Source organism: Massilia atriviolacea (assembly GCF_003953935.1).
In the GTDB taxonomy this organism is placed as follows: domain Bacteria; phylum Pseudomonadota; class Gammaproteobacteria; order Burkholderiales; family Burkholderiaceae_D; genus Telluria_A; species Telluria_A atriviolacea.
This window is the reverse complement of record NZ_RXLQ01000002.1, coordinates 523,389-541,213: the sequence shown is the minus strand read 5'-3', so window position 1 is coordinate 541,213 and position 17,825 is coordinate 523,389. Positions and strand designations below refer to the sequence as shown.

The window sequence follows — 17,825 nt, the reverse complement described above, 5'->3', positions numbered from 1 at the left end:
TGGGCTTTTCCACCAGGGAGTCCGTATGACGCGCACCATCGGTATCTATGTATTCGACGACGTCGAAGTGCTCGATTTCGCCGGGCCTTACGAAGTGTTCACCTGCGCCACGCGCATGGCCGCCAGGCTGACGCCGCACGCCCCGGCGCCGTTCCGCGTGCGCACCATCGGCGCCACGCAGGCGATGCTGCGCGCCCGCGCCGGCCTGAGCGTGCTGCCCGAGGCCGATTTTGCCAACGCCGGCCGCATCGATGTCCTGATCGTCCCGGGCGGCGTGGTCACGGCCGAACTGGCAAAGCCGCCCGTGATCGACTGGATCGCCGCCACCGCCGGCGCCTCCGAACTGACGGCCTCGGTATGCACCGGCGCCTTCCTGCTGGCCACGGCGGGCCTGCTCGACGGCCAGGCGGCGACCACGCACTGGGCCGACGTGGCCGACCTGCGCGCAGCCTTCCCGCAGGTGCGGGTCGAGACGGAGCGGCGCTGGATCGACAACGGCGCCATCGTCACCTCAGGCGGCATTTCGGCCGGCATCGACATGTCGCTGCACCTGGTCGAGCGGCTGGCGGGGCGCGAACTGGCGCAGCGCACGGCGCGCCAGATGGAATACGACTGGAACGAAGGATGAACATCGTGCGCAGCAGGGACTACACGGCGGCGCGCGCCTGGGATGCGCTGGCGCTTGCCGTTATGCGGGACGCCACCGTGCGCCTGCACTGGACCGACCAGCCCTACCCCTGGCACGTCAACGACGGCGAGGAAGTCTTCGCGGTGCTCGACGGCGAGGTGGCGATGCACTACCGCGAGAACGGGCGCGAGCTGGTGGCCCAGCTGCGCGCGGGCGACATTTTTTATGCCGCCGAGGGCGACGCCCACAGCGCGCATCCGCTGGGACAGGCGCGCATCCTCGTCGTCGAGCGCGCCGGCAGTGCGTAAACAGTCTTCGACCGGGAACCACGCACTAATGATAGGAAAGGCAGATACGTTTGGACATTCCTGCTTCACGCCCGTACGATGGATTGTCAATCCATGGCACACATGACATATCTGCAGTCCTCACGAGGAGATCAGCATGACGACGGATGCGAACGTTATCGAAGAGACACTGAGCAAACGCTTATCCAAACAGCTCGACAAGAACGAAATCATCCAGCTCGCCCGCCTGATCGCCTCCTTTTCCGACAAAAAGATCGAAATCGACGACGTGTTCCCATATGGAATCCCAGCCCAGCTCGATACGATTTCGGTACGGGGCTATCTCACGCGGGATCAGCTTGGGGAACTGGGGACGATTATCCCGATGGTCACGGGCCTTAAGGATTACCGCATTTTCCCTCGCGGTATCGTCGAACCCGACCGCTACCGGATGCACCTGAATATCTATCGCTGAGATCGCGCGCGCGACATGCACGGCGACGCGTCATCGGTGTTTCACCTGCACCCATTAAAACGGTGCAACTTGCGCTGCCTGCACTGCTATTCCAACAGCTCGCCTCAGGCCACGGAGTTACTCTCGCCGCAACTTGCGCGCACCGTCATGGCGCAGGCAGCGCGCTGGGGCTACCGGGCGCTGGCCGTGTCGGGCGGCGAGCCGATGCTGTACCCCGCACTCGCGTCGCTGCTGCATTATGGCGCCGACCTCGGCATGAGCACATCGGTGGTGACAAACGGGCTCCTTTGCCGCACCCGCAAAGACCTTGCCACCTTGCGCCATGCCGACACGGTTACGGTCAGCATCGACGGCCTGGTGGCCCAGCACGACCATATGCGCCAGCGCACGGGCGCATACGAGGGTGCGGCCAATGCGGTGCGGCGCCTGGCGGATGCGGATGCGTGCGTGTGGGTAGCGTGCGGCGTCACGACGGCGAATGTCGACGACATCGAGCAGCTGGCCGCGAACGCAGCCTGCTGGGGAGCGCGCGGGATCGCATTTCATCTGGTCGAACCGGCCGGCCGCGCGGCAGCCCTGCCGCGCGAGGCATTGCTGAACGACGACGCTCGCCTGCTGCTGTATGCAACGGTGGCGCTGCTGGGCGCCTTGCTGCAAGCAGCGATCGATATCCGTCTGGACCTCATCCATCGCGACACGATCCTGCGTTGCCCGGCCCTGATCCATGCATCCCCGCCTCCGCCCGACGCGCTGCCAGCGCAGGCGGTGCCGGTGCTCGTCATGGATACCGATGGCAAACTGGTTCCGGTGTGTCATGGGTTCCATGACCGGTTCGCGCTGGGATACGCGGGCAGTCATGCAGACCTGCAGTCCTTGTGGAACGCCTTCGCCCTGACGACGCTTCCCGGCATCACAGCCCTGGCCATCCGGGCCTTGGACGAACTGCGCCGACCGGCCGCGCCGCAGGTAATCAACCCAGGAGACTGGCTCGCCGGGCAGTCGCACCGGGACGTGCCCCTGTTCTGGCAGCCGCACCCGGCGCGTGCATCCGCACCGGCCGGATTCCGGCCGCCTCAATAGCGCCACTGGACGGTCAGCTCGGCGTGGCGCCGCTCGCCCAGCAGGTACTGGCTGCCGCCGTACGAGGTGCTGGCGTACAGCCTGTCGGCCAGGTTGCGCAGGTTCAGCTGCACCAGCACGTGGCGGCTGGCCTGCCAGCCGACGCTGGCGTCGAGCGTGGTGTAGGCCGGCAGCGATTGCGTATTGGCGTTGTCGATGAAGCGCTCGCCGACGTAGCGCGCACCGGCGCCGCCGCGCCAGCCGGCGGCGCGGTAGCTGAGCCAGAGGTTGGCCGAGGAGGTCGGCGTATCGGACGGACGCTTGCCGGCGCGCGAGACATTGCCGCTCTCGACCAGCGTGTCGAACGCCGCGTCGGTATAGACGGCGTTGCCTTCCAGGCGCCAGGCCGGCGCCAGGGCCACGCTGGCGCTGATTTCGGCGCCGCGCGACGATTGCGAACCGCCCTGGATCGACAGCGCCGGGTTGGCCGGGTCGCGCGTGATGATGTCGTCCTTGCGGATGCGGTACAGGGCCGCCGTCCACTCGGCCTTGCCGCCGGCCAGCGATTGCTTGACGCCGGTTTCCAGCTGGCGCGAGCGGGTCAGCTTGTAGCGGCTGTTGGCCAGGTTCAGCGACAGCAGGCTGGTGACCGGATCGCTGCCGCTGCTGAACTGGCCGTAGAGCGAAGTGTCTGGCGCCAGCGTCCAGGTCAGCCCCAGGCGCGCGGCGGTCGACTGCAGGGTGGCGTCAAAACCGGCCGCGCCCTGCAGGCTGGTGCGCGCGACCTGGTAGCGGTCGTGGCGCAGCCCCGCCAGCAGCAGCAGGCGTTCGCTGAGCCGATACGCGTCTTCCGCGTATACCGCGTGGCTGACGGTATCGGTGCGGAAGTTCGGACGCAGCGGGTCGGGACTGTCGAAACGGCCCGGGTCGAAGCCGGTCGGGGCCACGCTCGATGCGCCGCCGTAGGGCGCATTATTGGTATGGGTGAAATCGATGGCGGCCGCTTCCCAGCCGGCCACCAGGCGGTTCGCGCCGGCGTCCCAGCGCGCCTCCAGCCGGTTGCCGGCCTGCTCCTGGGCGTGGCCGATGGCGATGTAGTCGCTGCGCTCGACCAGCCTGGCCTGCGGATTGTAGAAATACGATTCCACATTGCGCCAGTGTCGGCGCGCCTTCATGTACACCAGTTCGTCGCTGACCGTGAGCGCCGGCGTCACGCGCCAGCTCAGGCGAGCCAGCGCCTTGGAATCGTTGAATTCGATGTCGGCGTCGCCCACATTGTAGTTCTGCCTGCGCAGCGCGCGCGACAGGCCGCCATCGACCAGCGGCGTGCCGAAATAGCGCTGCGGCTTCTGCTGCGCATGGTCGAGCTGCAGGTCGAGGTCCAGCCCCGGCGCCAGCGCAAAGGCGGCGCTGGTGAGCAGCTTGGCGTGGCGCGCGTCGCCGCGCTCGATCAGGCCGTCGCTGCGGCCGGCCGAGGCATCCACCCGAAACGCCCCGCCCTGCCCCAGCGCGCCGCTGGCGCCGACGCCGGCCCGCAGCGCGCGCCCGGCGCCGATGCCGGCCATCGCCTCGAGCGCACCGGCGCGCGTGGGCGCCTTGCGCACCGCGTTGATGGTGGCGCCGGTGGTGCCGCTGCCGTGGACCACCGAGCCCGGCCCGCGCAGCACCTCGATGTAGTCGTAGCCCCACGGATCGGACGGCGTGGTCGCCGTGCCCGAGCCGACCTGCGGGCGCTGGCCGTTTTCCAGGAGCGCGATGGCGCTGTTGCCGCTGAAGCCGCGCGCCGCATAGGCGATGCCGTTGCCGGGCGAGCTGATGTCGGTCAGGCCGGTGCTGCGGGTCACGGCATCCTTGAGCAGCACGTCGCCGCGCGCCTCGATCGCCGCCGCGCCGAGCGACTCGACGCTGGCCGGCAGCTCGCGCGCCTCCAGGCCGAGCCGGCTGGCCGTGGCGACCTGGCGCGCCAGCCCCAGTCCCTCGCCCGACTCCGCCTGGATGGTCACGACCGGCATGATCGCCGTTTGCTGGGCCCAGGCGGCCGGGGCGCACAGCAGTGCGATGGCGGCGGCGATGGGGCGGATGGGAGTGGAACTGGCTTGGCTGGAGAGGATCATGAAAGCGTCTGACGTAGTGAATTGGCCGGGTCGCCCGGCGGTTAGGTTCGCCAACGCGCACGCAGTCGCCATGGCCCGTACCGCGCGCAGGGCGAACGGAAACACGGACGCCGGCGGCGTGCGCTTGCATAGGCAACACAGAAAAAGAACGAACACATAGCAGGCAACCCCACACCCCGGGCGTTGCGCGCGTATCGTGACTGGCCGGTCTTCTGGCTCGCCTTCATCCTTCCCTGGTCTTGCCTTCCCATGCGGTGCACAGTGGCGTTCGATCAGCGTCGTCAGGCTTACAGCAGCGGGGGCTGCGCCGGACTGGCATGAGATGAAAATCCCGTGCGTCACCGGCTTCCCGTTTCACCCTCCAGCCGACAGGCGGGAGGGCACCATTCACGTATCGGGACGCATTCTACATTCAGGAAAGCATGTTTGTCACATCTTTCCGGCACCAGCCAGCGGGATGGTGCTGTCGCGACCCGCACTGCGGATTTACAACAAAATTACCCGTTTGCGATAGTTTTCGAACAAGACGAATGCTTAATTAGCACGATTGTTCGTAATTGAAATACATTGGGATGCCCGCGTTCAGGATTGCCGGCATGGCGCGCCTGACGGACGGGTCCAACTATAAGGAGACGCTTCATGAGCATTCGCTTTCGTCGTTCTTTGTACACCTTGTTACCGCTGTTCGCCTTCCTCGCTGCCAGTTCCCAGGCCAGCGCCAGTACCCTGACCCAGAACGCCTCGTGGACCATCGACCGCGCCGGCACCGCCACCAAGTACCGCTCGGTGGCGTACGGCGACTCGATCTATGCCGGCTATAACGGCTCGGTCAGCAACGCGGCCAAGTATTCCGGCCCGACCGTGCATGCCGAATACCTGTCGGCGCAGTGGGGCGCGGACATCGAAAGCGTGCGCCGCACCAAGTCCGGGGCGGTCGCCGAAGACGTCTACAACAACAAGATCGTGGCCGAGCGCTCGTACATGCAGGCCAGTAACACGCGCGTCGTCACCTTCGAAATGTGCGGCAACGACGCCCTGCAGGCGCGCTCCGCCTTCAAGAGCCAGACCGGCACCTGCAACTACAGCGGCCTGACCGCCGCCGAAAACAGCTGCAGGAAATACGTGACGGCGGCCATGGACTACATCAACGCCAACGCCTATGCCGGCGTCAAGCTGAAGATCATCTCCAACATCCATTACCCCGGCTATGCGGTCGACAATACGCAAAGCAGCTGCAAGGATGCGACCAGCGGCGCCACGGTCAAGATGCAGGACACCTTCCTGCCCGCGCTGGCCAGGATGAACTTCATGATGTGCGACGTGGCGCGTCAAAAAGGCTTCCAGTGCGCCGACAGTTTTGCGCAGTACATGGCGGCCGACTACGACAGCAACGGCGACGGCATGGTCGACGCCGAGGCGATCCGCTACGTCAACGGCGAGAGCCAGGCCAGCTACGTCAACCGCATCACCTCGAGCCTGCGCTCGACCATCCGCGATGCCAATACCCACTTCGTGTCGGCGAGCAGCAGCTACGACTACATCCAGTCCGATGACGTCCACCCGACCTACAACGGCAGCACCATCAGCGCCGGCCTGTTCGGCAGCACCACCGGCAGCGGCGCGCCGCGCTATACCTCGTTTAGCGGCGGCAAGAACCCGATCTGGAACCAGTACGGGCATGAGCGCATAGGCTGGGCCGTCTCGGCCTACAATCCGGCAACGCCGTAAGCAGCGGGCGCCGATCCGTGGAGACGCCTGCGCGTTCCCGGCCGGCGCCGTCCGGCAGCGAGCACATCGCTGCCGGACGCGCCTGGCGGCCCTCCCGGGGCCGTGCCGTCATCGTGGTGCTGCTGGCGATTGCCTGCGGCGCCGCGCTGTTTCTTTTATGGACGCCGGGCCGCCCCGTGGCCGAGCGCGTCGATGCCGCCTCCGTGGCGCCGCCGCCTGCGCCGGCCGATCGGCCGCTGGCGGGCACGGCCCCGGTCCCCGCGCCCGCCCCCGCAGCGCCGGCGCCCCAGGGCGAGGGCGATGCCGACCCCACGCGCGACCTGTCCAGCTACGTCGCGCGCGGCGAGAATCCCAGCATGGCCCAGGTGATCGAACGCCTGCACCAGCAAGGTGTGCATTCGGGCCTGGGCGCCTTTACGCCGCCGGGAACCAGTCCGCCGCTGGTGGGGCTGGCGGTGCCCGAGGACTTTGCCTTGCCGAAGGGGTATGTGCGCCACCATCAAGCCACCGACGACGGCCAGCGCATCGAGGCGATCCTGATGTTCGCGCCCGATTTTCAACTGTTCGATGCCAATAACAAGCCGATCGAGATGCCCAAGAACCTTGTCGTCCCACCGGAACTGGCGCCGCCCGGCATGCCGATCCGCCGCATTGCGATTCCGGCCGCCAGCGACGCGGCGCGTGCCGGCCGATGAGCGCGCTGTCGCTGTGGTCGAGGCCATCGTGGCGCAGCGGCGGCGCCATCCTCGCCAGCGCGGCCATGGTGGCGCTGTATGTGCGCGGCGGCGCCGCCTGGGTGCTCGGCTTCATGCTGCTGGTGCCGTGGCTGCGCGCGCTCGACGCCAGTCCCACCCTGGCCGCGACCCTGCTGCGCGGCTATCTGATGTCGCTGGCCTACACGGCGGCCGCCTTCGCCTGGTTCGGCAGCGCGCTCGGCCTGTACGTGCAGGTCGGCGCGGCCGCCGGGCTGGCGCTGCTGCTGCTCGCCGCCCCGCTGTTCCAGCCCCAGTTCATCGTCTTCGCGCTGGTGCGCCACATCACGCTGCGCCGTTATGGGGCGGTGCTGGCCGCGCTGGCCGGCGCGGCGGCCTGGGTCGCGACCCAGAGGCTGGCGCCCGGCGTGCTCGGCGACACGCTCGGCCACGGCTTGTATCCGTCGCGCCTGCTGCGCCAGGGCGCCGACGTGGGCGGCACCGCCGGCCTGACGCTGCTGCTGTTGCTGTCCAATCAAGCGCTCAATGCGGCGCTGGCGCGGCGCAAGCAGGGCTGGCGCGCGCTCGCCAGGCCGCTCGCGGCCGCCGCCGTGGCGCCGCTGCTGCTGGCCGGCTACGGTGCGGCGGTGCTGTCGGCCAGTCCGCAAGCGTCGGGTCAAGCGCTGCGGGTGGGGGTCATCCAGACCAACATCGTCGCCTACGAACGCCAGCGCCAGGACAGGGGCACCTACGAGGTGGTGCGCGAGGTGCTCGATACGCATTTTGCGATGAGCTACGACGCCGTGGTGCGCCAGCGCGCCGACGCGGTGCTGTGGCCCGAGACCGCGTATCCGACCACCTTCGGCAATCCGAAGAGCGAAGCGGGCGCCGACTTCGACCGCGAAATCCTGGACATCGTCAATGCCGCCGGCGTGCCCTTCGTGTTCGGCACCTACGAGCGCGACAGCGCCGGCGAATACAATGCCGCCGCCTTCGTGCAGCCCGGCAGCGGCCTGCTGGGGTTCTACCGCAAGACGCGCCTGTTCCCGCTCACCGAGTACGTGCCGGCCTGGCTGGACGGGCCGCGCTTGCGGCGCGCGCTGCCGTGGACCGGCGACTGGCGGGCCGGCAACGGGGCACGGGTGTTTCCCTTGCGCCTGGCCGACGGGCGCGAGATTCCGGTGCTGCCCCTGATCTGCCTCGACGATGTCGATACCGGCCTGGCCATCGACGGCGCCCGGCTCGGGGCGCAGGCGATCCTGACCATGTCCAACGATGCCTGGTTTACCGCCAATCCGCTGGGCGCGGAGCTGCACCAGGCGGCAGCGGCGTTTCGCAGCATCGAAACGCGCCTGCCGCAGTTTCGCGCCACCACCAACGGCTTCAGCGCGGCCATCGACGCCAGCGGCAGCGTGCTTGCCGGCACGCGCATGGGCGAACGCACGCTGGTGATCGCCGACGTCCCGGTCGGCATCCCGCCGCGCACGCTGATGGTCCTCTGGGGCGACTGGGTCGGGCTGGCCGCCGCCGCTTTCCTGCTGCTGCTGGCGGCATGGTCCATCCTGCCGGCATGGCGCCCGCTGGCAGTGCGGCCCGGATCGATGACGCAGCCGGTCGACGTGGCGGTGTTGCCGCCGGCCGCCAGGATCGCTTCCGGCGCCCTGCATGTCTTCGCGCGCGCCAGCCTGCTCTGGCTTGGCGCGGCGATCCTGCTCGACGACGCCTTGCGCGCCAATACGCTGATGCAGGTGCGCCTGTTCGCCGCCCTCTTCCTGGCCCCATGCGCGGCGTCGTGGTGCGTGCTGTTCCTGTTTTCGGCAAAGGCGTCGCTCGCCGCCGGCAAGCTGGTGTTGCAGCGCGATGGACAGTGCCTCGACATCGGGCTGGACGAGATCGACAGCGTGCGGCCGTGGCGCCTGCCGATTCCCTGCCCCGGCATCGCGCTGCGGCTCGCCGGCGGCAGGCGCTACGCGCTCGCGCTGGCCGACTCGCACCAGTTGGCGGCCGCGCTCGCTGCCGCTGGCGCGCCGCCGGCCCCGGAACGTTCGCGCGCAAGCGCGGCGATGCGGGCGTATGCGCAAGCCGGGCTGGCGATCCGGCGCACCCGGCTCGATCATCCGTTTGCCAAATACGTGCTGCTGCCGCTGGCGCTGGCGCTGCCGGCTTTCCACCTGCACCAGCATATTTCGTATGGCGGGCCTTTGGGCGAATACTACAGCTTCGGGCTGAAGGCTTACCTGAGCGCCTTTGCGCTCTGGTGGGCAGCCTGGGCCATCGGCGTGGTGCTCAGCGCGGCGCTGCTGCGCTCGGCCATCGAAAGCGGGACCTTGCTGGCGGCATGGCTGCGCCCCGCGCACGCCATCGACGTGCGGCACCGGCTCGAACGCGGCGGCCATGTGGCGCTGTTCCTCGGACTGCCGGCGTGGCTGATGCTGACCATTTTGCGGGCGTAGAGCTGCGCCCATCCTCGCCATAGCGGCAGTGTGACAAATGCCGATGTGACAATGTGTGTATTTACGCACAGAATAAAGCAGTAAACTTAGCCGGTCGTATAGCCAGCACACACAACAGTACGCAGCCCGGCGCGGCATCCGGGCCACGATTATCGAGTGTAGAGCGATCGGAGGCGATGGTGCAGCACCCTCGTGAAGCAAACCGTTCAGCAAGCGCGCAAGCCGGGGCCGAGGCCCCGCAAAGTCAACAGGCCGCAGCGCCATCGATTTCCCTGCCCAAAGGCGGCGGCGCGATCAGCGGCATCGGCGAGAAGTTCTCCAGCAACCCGGCCACCGGCACCGGATCGATGTCGGTACCGGTCGCAACCAGTCCGGGACGCGGCGGTTTCGGTCCCCAGCTCGCGCTCGGCTACGATTCCGGCAGCGGCAACAGCGCCTTCGGTTTCGGCTGGAACCTGTCGCTGTCGTCCATCACGCGCAAGACCAGCAAGGGCCTGCCGCGCTATGACGACGGCGACGAGTCCGACGTGTTCATCCTGGCCGGCGCCGAAGACCTGGTGCCGGTGCTCGAACCCGGCGGCGAGCGCCAGCGCGACTGCGCCGGCAATCCCGGCTACACCGTGCGGCGCTACCGGCCGCGCATCGAGGGTCTGTTCGCGCGCATCGAACGCTGGACCCGCGATGCCGACGGCGACACGCACTGGCGCGTCTGGTCGAAGGACAATGTCCTTACCATGTATGGACTGGATGAGGAATCGCGCATCGCCGCCGGCGCGCGCGGCGAGCCGCAACGCGTGTTCAGCTGGCTGATCAGCGAGGCGCGCGACGACAGGGGCAACGCCATCCGCTACCGCTACAAGGCCGAAGACGGCGCCGGCGTCGACCTCGGCCAGGCCCACCAGCGCAACCGGGGCCCGCGCGATGCCGGCAGCCGGGGCGCCAACCGCTATCCGAAACGCATCCTCTACGGCAACCGCGTCCCGCTGCTGGTCGCGGGCGAGCGCCCGGCCGCGCTGCCCGACGTCGATCCGGACTGGATGTTCGAAGTGGTGTTCGATTACGGCGACCATGCGCCCGAGGCGCCGGGCCCGCGCGACGACAGCGCCAGGGACGCGGCCGGCGCCTTGCTGCATCCCTGGCCCGAGCGTCCCGACGCTTTTTCGAGCTATCGCGCCGGCTTCGAGGTGCGCAGCGCGCGCCTGTGCCGGCGCGTGCTGATGTTTCACCATTTCGCCTGCGAGCCGGAAGTCGGGCGCGATTGCTTGGTGCGCTCGACCGATTTATGCCACGCGCGGCAGGATGCGAAGGACGTGCACGCGGCCGCGTCGTACAGCTTCCTGCAAGCGGTCACCCACAGCGCTTACCGCCGCTGCGCGGACGGCTACGCGCGCAGCAGCATGCCGCCGCTCGAGTTTCATTATTCCAAACCCGTGGTCCAGGAGCAGGTCGAGGAAGTCGATGCCGACAGCCTGGCCAACCTGCCGGTGGGCCTCGATGGCAGCGCGTATCGCTGGGCCGACCTGCATGGCGAGGGCGTGCCGGGCATCCTCACCGAGCAAGGCGGATCCTGGTACTACATGCGCAATACCAGCCCCCTGGCGGGACGCGCGCAGTTCGCGCCGCTCGAAACGGTGATGCTCCGGCCGAATGCCTCGCTTGGCGATGGCGTCCAGTTGCTCGACCTGGCCGGCGACGGCCGGCCCGACGTGGTGGTGATGGATGGCGCCATGCCGGGCCTGTACGAACACGACGACGGCGAAGGCTGGCAAGCCTTCAAACCGTTCCGCGCGCCGCTGAACCGGCCGCCGCGCGACCCCAGGCTGCGCTTCATCGACCTCGACGGCGACGGCCGCGCCGATGTCCTGCTCACCGAAGACGACGCCCTGCTCTGGCACCCCTCGCTCGGCGAGGACGGTTTCGGTCCGGCGCAGCGCGTGTTCCCGGCCCTGGACGAGGAAATAGGCCCGCGCGTGGTGTTCGCCGATGGCGGCGAGTCGATCCACCTGGCCGACCTGTCCGGCGACGGCCTGAGCGATATCGTGCGCGTCCGCAACGGCGAGGTCTGCTATTGGCCGAACCTCGGCTACGGCCGCTTCGGCGCCAAGGTCAGCATGGACAATCCGCCCTGGTTCGACCACGCAGGCCGGTTCGACCAGCGGCGCATCCGCCTGGCCGACATCGACGGCAGCGGCACCACCGACATCATCTACCTGCACAGCGAAGGCGTGCGCCTGTACTTCAACCAGTCGGGCAACGCCTGGAGCGAGCCGCACCGGATGCAGGTGTTCCCGCGCGTCGACGAGCTGGTCGACATCGTGCCGCTCGACCTGCTCGGCAACGGCACCATCTGCCTGGTCTGGTCCTCGCCGCTGCCGGCCGATGCGGGCCGGCCGATGCGCTACGTGAATCTGATGGGGGAGCGCAAACCCCATCTGCTGCTGCGGACCGACAACAACATGGGGGCCGAAACGCTCCTCGACTACGCCACCTCGACCCGCTTCTACCTGCGCGACAAGCGCGACGGCAAGCCCTGGCTCACGCGGCTGCCGTTCCCGGTGCACGTGGTCGAGCGCGTCGAGACGCGCGACCATATCGGCCGCAGCCGCTTTGTCAGCCGCTACGCCTACCACCACGGCTACTTCGATGGCGAAGAACGCGAATTTCGCGGTTTCGGGATGGTCGAGCAATGGGACACGGAAGAGTTCGACACGCTGGCCGGCGGCGCGCCGGCGGCCGACAACATCGCCGCAGCCTCGCATGTGGCGCCGATCCATACCAAGACCTGGTTTCATACCGGCGCCTGGCCCGGGCGCGACCGGATTGCGGACTGTTTCGACGCGCCGCCGCACGCGCGCGGCCGCGGCGAGTATTTCCGCGAACCGGGACTGGACGAGCGCGAGGCGCGCGCCCTGCTGCTGCCGGACACGCCGCTGCCGGCCGGCCTGACCCTGGCCGAAGAGCGCGAAGCCTGCCGCGCGCTGGCTGGCGTCACGCTGCGCCGGGAAGTCTACGCCGACGACGCCGCTCCCGGCGCCGCGCCGTGGCAGCAGGCACGCGCCTGCACGCCCTACAGCGTCACCGAACAGAATTTTCATGTGCGCCTGCTGCAGGCGGCGGGCTGCAACCGGCACGCCGTGTTCCTGACCCATGCCAACGAAACGCTCACCTACCACTACGAGCGCAATCCGGCCGATCCGCGCATCGGGCACGCGCTGACCCTGGAGGTCGATGCCTGGGGCAATGTGCTCAAGCAGGCTGCCATCGGCTACGGGCGGCGCCGCGAGGTGCGCGCCGTCGACAGTCAAGGCCAGCCCTGCCGGATCGCCAATCCCGGCCTCGCCTGCCTCGACGAAGCCGACCAGGACAGGCAGACTGGCGCACTGCTCACCTATACCGAAAACCGCTTCACCAACGCCGTCGATTCGCCCGGCATGCGCCGCTCGCCCCAGCCGGCCGAGACGATCACCTACGAGCTGACCGGCTACCCGGCCAGCGGGCCCGCCGGGCGCTACCAGGCAGCGGACTTCGTCGAGACCGCCCCCACCCTGCGCCACCGGTTCACGGCGCCGCAAGTGGCCTATGAGGACACCGCCAGCGGATGCCGGCGGCGCCGTCCGGTCGAGGTGCTGCGCACGCTGTACCGGCCGGACGACCTGTGCGGCCTGCTGCCGCTCGGCGAGGTGCAGGCGCGCGCCCTGCCCGGCGAAAACTACCGGCTGGCATTCACCCCCGGTCTGCTGGCCGCCGTGTTCCGGCGTCCTTGCGGAGAGGCCCTGCTGCCCGATCCGGCGGCGCTGCTGGGCGGCCAGGGCGGCTACGTGGCAAGCCAGACGCTCAGGCAAGCGGGCCTGTTTCCCGCCTGCGATGACGACGGTCACTGGTGGGTTCCGTCAGGCCGCGCCTTCTTCAGCGCCGGGCCGGACGCGGGTGCCCCGGACGAACTGGCGCAGGCGCTTGGGCATTTCTTCCTGCCGCGCCGCTACCGCGACGCCTTCGGCTACGACACCGTGGTCGACTTCGACAGGTACGATCTGCTGCTGCGCGAAACCCGCGACGCGCTCGGCAACCGCGTCACAGTCGAGGCCAACGATTACCGCGTCCTCAAGGCGCGCCTGGTGAGCGACCCGAATCGCAACCAGACCGAAGTCGCCTACGACACGCTCGGCATGGTTGCCGGCAGCGCCATCATGGGCAAGCCGCTGCCCAGCCCGGTCGAAGGCGACAGCCTGGCCGGCTTCGCCGCCGACCTCGGCGACGCGCAGCGCGACGCCTTCTTTGGCGCCGCCGACCCGCACGCGATGGCGCCGGCCCTGCTGCGCGACGCCAGCACGCGCGTCGTGTACGACCTGCACCGGTTCCGGCGCAGCCGCGAGGCATATCCGGACGATCCGGCCCGCTGGCAGCCGGCCTGGAGCGCGATACTGGCGCGCGAGACCCACGCCAGCGCCCCGCTGCCGCCCCAGGGGCTGAAGATCCAGCTCGGCTTTGCCTACTCCGACGGCGCCGGGCGCGAGATCCAGAAAAAACTCCAGGCCGAGCCCGGGCCTCTGGCCGAGGGTGGCGCCATTGTCGATCCGCGCTGGGTCGGCAGCGGCTGGACCATCTTCAACAACAAGGGCAAGCCGGTGCGCCAGTACGAACCGTTTTTCAGCGCCGCCCACGCCTTCGAATACGGGGTGCGGGTGGGCGTCAGCCCGGTCCTGTTCTACGACCCGGCCGGACGCGTGGTGGCCACGCTGTATCCGAACCACACCTACGACAAGGTGCTGTTCGATCCCTGGCGCCAGGCCAGCTACGACGTCAACGACACCTGCGCTGCGCGCCACGCCCGGAGCGGCGATCCGCGCACCGATCCCGACGTCGCGGGCCACATGGCGCGCCATTTCACCGCCCTGGGGCCGGAGGCGGCCGACTGGCGCAGCTGGTACGCCGAGCGCATCGACGGCGCGCTCGGGGAGCACGAGCGCGCGGCGGCCGAACGCGCGGCCGCCCATGCGGACACGCCGACCACGGCCCACGCCGACGCCCTCGGACGCGCCGTGCTGACGGTCGCGCACAACCGGGTGGCCTGCCCCGGCCATGTGCTCGACGGGACCGAAGAGCTGATTGCCACGCGTGTCGACCTGGACATCGAAGGCAGGCAGCGTGCCGCGCGCGACGAACGCCGCGTGCCCGTCGGACACCTGCCGGCCGGGCCGGTCGAACAGCGCCTGGTGATGCGCTATGCCTACGACATGCTCGGCAATACCATTCATCAGAGCAGCATGGACGCCGGTGCGCGCTGGATGCTGAACGATGTCGCGGGCCAGCCGATCCGCGTCTGGGACAGCCGAGGTCATGAAGTCCGCAGCACCTATGACGCGCTGCGCCGTCCGCTCGGCCAGACCGTGCGCGGCGGCGTCGCCGCCGGCGAGGCCGCATCCGACCTGCGCACGCTGGAGCGCGCCACGCTGGTATCGCGCATCGAGTACGGCGAACCCGGGCCTGACGCCACCCCGGCCGAGGAAGCGCAAGCCCGGCGCCTCAACCTGCGCACGCGCATCTACCGCCACTTCGATTCCGCCGGCGTGGCCACCAACGCCGCGCTCGACGCCGACGGCAATCCGACCGACGCCTACGACTTCAAGGGCAACCTGCTGCGCAGCACGCGCCGTCTCGCGCGCGACCACACCCGGCTACCCGACTGGTCGCTGCCGGCGCAAGCGCAACTGGCGTCCGAGTCGTTCGAGGCCGCCACCCGCTACGACGCCCTGAACCGCCACACCCAGGCGATCCCGCCGCACAGCGGCATGACGCGCGGGCGCGCCTGCCACGGCATCCAGGTGATCCAGCCGCACTACAACGCGGCCAACCTGCTGGAACGGGTGGACGTGTGGCTCGACCACGCATGCGAACCGGCCGCCCTGCTCGATCCGGACCAGCTGCCGCCGTCGCCGGTCGGCATCGCCAACGTGGATTACGATGCCAAGGGACAGCGCCGGCGCGTCGACTACAAGAACGGCGCCAGTACCGTGCGCGGCTACGACCCGCTGACCTTCCGGCTACGTTCGCTGGTCACCCGGCGCCACGGCGCCGCCTGGCCCGCCAGCGAGCTCCAGAACCTGCACTACACCTACGACCCGGCCGGCAACATCACCCATATCGACGACGCTGCCCAGCAGGCCGTGTATTTCCGCAACCGGCACGTCGAGGCCGGCAACGACTACGTGTACGACGCCCTGTATCGCCTGATCCAGGCGGGCGGGCGCGAACACCTGGGCCAGCAGGCCGCCGGCGCGCGCCGGGCGCCGGCGGCGTGCGAAGCCTTTCATGCAGCGCTCGACCATCCCGGCGACGGCAACGCCATGGGCACGTACATCGAGCGCTATGTGTACGATGCGGTCGGCAACCTGCTGCAATGGCAGCACCGCGGCAGCGACCCCGCCCACCGTGGCTGGACCCGGACCTGCGACTATCTCGAACACAGTCCGGACGAGGACGGCCGCGCCGGCCCGGCGCGCACCAGCAACCGGCTCAGCCGCTCGACGCTGGACCCGAACGGCGCCGGCCAGGCGCGCGCCGGCGCCTTCCGCCACGACGCCCACGGCAATATGGTGCGCATGCCGCACCTGGGCGCGGGATGCGACAGGCAGCATATGTACTGGGACTACAAGGACCAGCTGCGCCAGGTCGAACTGGGCGGCGGCGGCACGGCGTACTACGTCTACGATGCCTCGGGCCAGCGCGTGCGCAAGGTGTGGGAAAAGGCGCCGGGACTGATCGAGGAGCGCATCTACTTCGGCGGCATCGAGTTCTTCCGCAAGCATGCCGGCCCGATCGGCGACGATAGCGTGGTGCTGGAACGCGAGACGCTGCATGTGCTCGACGGCGCCCAGCGCCTCGCCATGGTGGAGACACGCACCCTCGACACGGCCGCTGCCGACCAGGCACCGCGCCAGTCGATCCGCTACCAGTTCGCCAATCACCTCGGCACGGCCAGCCTGGAACTGGACGAGCGGGCGCAGATCATCTCCTACCAGGAGCATTCGCCGTATGGCTGCGCGACCTACCAGGCGGTGCGCAGCCAGAACGAGACCGCGCAGCGCTATCGCTTCACAGGCAAGGAGCGTGACGAGGAGAGCGGGCTGTACTACCACGGGGCGCGCTATTACGCGCCGTGGCTGGGAAGGTGGACCAGTTGCGATCCGATCGGCATCGCCGATTCGATCAACCTGTACGCCTACGTCAGGAACAACCCGGTCGTCAACACCGACCCCACCGGCATGGCCTGCGACCCCACCATCGCCACGTGCATCGATGCGCCCGGCGACGACATCAATTTCACGGCCGGCGAGATGCGCCGCGTGCCCTTCCGCCTGCATGTCGACGAGGCCGAAGCGGTCAGGGGCAACCTGGCCGGCGGCGTGGCCGGTTCCCCGTCCGATCCCGCCAACAAGCAGTTCCTCGATTCGCGCACCAACGTCCAGTCCAAGAACAACTTCGTCAGCGACGCGCCGCGCAATGCGCGTCCGAACGTGTCGCTCGCGGATTCACCGGACGATGCGGCCAACCGGATCCTGACCGGCAGGTTCTCCGAGATCGATGAAGTGCGCGCCCTGGCCGACGACGCGACCGCCAATACCCGGGCCGGCCTGCGCACCAACGCGGGCCTGCGCGCCAGGATGAGCGCCAGTCCGGTCGTGCGCAGCGCGCTGTCCAGGCTCGGCATCAATCCCGATACCTTTACCGTGGAAAATCCTCCCGGCGTGTCCCAGTTCTCGAGCGCCAGCTCGGTCAGCTTCTCGCCGCTCGACGCCGATGTCGATCCGCGCACCGGCCTGGTCGTGCCCGGCCCGAAAACCAGCGCCGCGATGGAGCGGCGCGCCGCTGCCATGCCCCCCCCGGCAGTCAGTGCGCCCGCACCGGCGCCAGCGCCAGTTGCAACGCCGGGCGCCAGCGGGCCCGGCATGTCAGGCGGGACGATACGCAATGCCGTGGGCAACGTCGGGGTCCAGCTGGTTCCCGGCGCGGCCGAGGGCATCGCCGCCACCGAGATCCTGGCGTCGACCGCCGCCAGTTCCGGCTTCCCGAGGCTGGCGGCGGCGGCCATGTCGGGCGCGAAGGCACCCGGGCCGGCCATTGTCGGCGGCCTGGTCGGGGCGCCGGCCGGCTACATCGTCGAAGGCGCGGCCAGGGATGCCGGCCTGGGCGAAGGCGCATCGGTCGCGGTCGGCGGCGCCGGCGCGGTCGCGACCGGGGCCCTGGTCGCGGCCGGCGCGGTGCTGCTGGTGGCGACGGCGCCGGTCTCGCTGACCGTGCTGGCGGGCGCCGCCATCGCCGGCGGCCTGGCCGCCGGGTTCGGCTATTTTTCCTCGCGCGCCATGCAGTAAGGAGCGCACCGTGCAGGCAG

General features: G+C 69.3%; 9 protein-coding genes and 1 riboswitch. Of the genes, 8 read left to right on the top strand and 1 reads right to left on the bottom strand.

The genetic code is table 11. The annotated features are described in order from the left end of the window. The first annotated feature begins 25 nt into the window (after window positions 1-25). From EJB06_RS04905 to EJB06_RS04890, 4 genes are all read left to right on the top strand, one after another. Complete coding sequence (locus EJB06_RS04905) at window positions 26-628, top strand: DJ-1/PfpI family protein (RefSeq protein ID WP_126072866.1); 603 nt, start codon at window positions 26-28, stop codon at window positions 626-628. Beyond that, a complete protein-coding gene (locus tag EJB06_RS04900; RefSeq protein WP_126072865.1) occupies window positions 625-936 on the top strand; it encodes a cupin domain-containing protein in 312 nt (103 codons plus the stop codon). The genes EJB06_RS04905 and EJB06_RS04900 overlap by 4 nt, the downstream gene beginning before the upstream one ends. A 136-nt stretch (window positions 937-1,072) precedes the next feature. Then, a complete protein-coding gene (locus tag EJB06_RS04895) occupies window positions 1,073-1,390 on the top strand; it encodes a hypothetical protein (protein WP_126072864.1) in 318 nt (105 codons plus the stop codon). Between the two features lie 15 nt (window positions 1,391-1,405). Beyond that, window positions 1,406-2,470 carry a radical SAM protein gene (locus tag EJB06_RS04890; RefSeq protein ID WP_126072863.1) on the top strand — a complete coding sequence of 355 codons (1,065 nt, stop codon included), beginning with the start codon at window positions 1,406-1,408 and terminating at the stop codon, window positions 2,468-2,470. On the opposite strand, the gene EJB06_RS04885 is transcribed toward EJB06_RS04890, so the two are convergent. Further along, on the bottom strand, window positions 2,464-4,563 hold the full coding sequence (locus EJB06_RS04885) for a TonB-dependent receptor (RefSeq protein ID WP_164557816.1): 2,100 nt from the start codon (window positions 4,561-4,563) through the stop codon (window positions 2,464-2,466). The two genes, EJB06_RS04890 and EJB06_RS04885, sit on opposite strands and share 7 nt — an antisense overlap. A 185-nt stretch (window positions 4,564-4,748) precedes the next feature. Next, window positions 4,749-4,966, bottom strand: a riboswitch (cobalamin riboswitch). 236 nt (window positions 4,967-5,202) lie between these two features. On the opposite strand from EJB06_RS04885, the gene EJB06_RS04880 reads away from it, so the two are divergent. From EJB06_RS04880 to EJB06_RS04865, 4 genes are all read left to right on the top strand, one after another. Beyond that, a complete protein-coding gene (locus EJB06_RS04880; protein ID WP_126072861.1) occupies window positions 5,203-6,291 on the top strand; it encodes an SGNH/GDSL hydrolase family protein in 1,089 nt (362 codons plus the stop codon). Window positions 6,292-6,308: 17 nt separating this feature from the next. Further along, complete coding sequence (locus EJB06_RS04875) at window positions 6,309-6,986, top strand: hypothetical protein (protein WP_229426934.1); 678 nt, start codon at window positions 6,309-6,311, stop codon at window positions 6,984-6,986. Further along, window positions 6,983-9,436 (top strand): apolipoprotein N-acyltransferase, encoded by a 2,454-nt coding sequence (lnt, locus tag EJB06_RS04870; protein ID WP_126072860.1) that lies wholly within the window; start codon window positions 6,983-6,985, stop codon window positions 9,434-9,436. Before EJB06_RS04875 ends, lnt begins: the two co-directional genes overlap by 4 nt. Before the next feature lie 179 nt (window positions 9,437-9,615). After that, complete coding sequence (locus EJB06_RS04865) at window positions 9,616-17,805, top strand: SpvB/TcaC N-terminal domain-containing protein (RefSeq protein ID WP_229426933.1); 8,190 nt, start codon at window positions 9,616-9,618, stop codon at window positions 17,803-17,805. Window positions 17,806-17,825: the final 20 nt, after the last annotated feature.

Coding starts and splice junctions, on each gene's coding strand:
- EJB06_RS04905 (WP_126072866.1), top strand. CDS start 26: ATGACGCGCACCATCGGTATCTATGTATTCGACGACGTCGAAGTGCTC.
- EJB06_RS04900 (WP_126072865.1), top strand. CDS start 625: ATGAACATCGTGCGCAGCAGGGACTACACGGCGGCGCGCGCCTGGGAT.
- EJB06_RS04895 (WP_126072864.1), top strand. CDS start 1,073: ATGACGACGGATGCGAACGTTATCGAAGAGACACTGAGCAAACGCTTA.
- EJB06_RS04890 (WP_126072863.1), top strand. CDS start 1,406: ATGCACGGCGACGCGTCATCGGTGTTTCACCTGCACCCATTAAAACGG.
- EJB06_RS04885 (WP_164557816.1), bottom strand. CDS start 4,563: ATGATCCTCTCCAGCCAAGCCAGTTCCACTCCCATCCGCCCCATCGCC.
- EJB06_RS04880 (WP_126072861.1), top strand. CDS start 5,203: ATGAGCATTCGCTTTCGTCGTTCTTTGTACACCTTGTTACCGCTGTTC.
- lnt (WP_126072860.1), top strand. CDS start 6,983: ATGAGCGCGCTGTCGCTGTGGTCGAGGCCATCGTGGCGCAGCGGCGGC.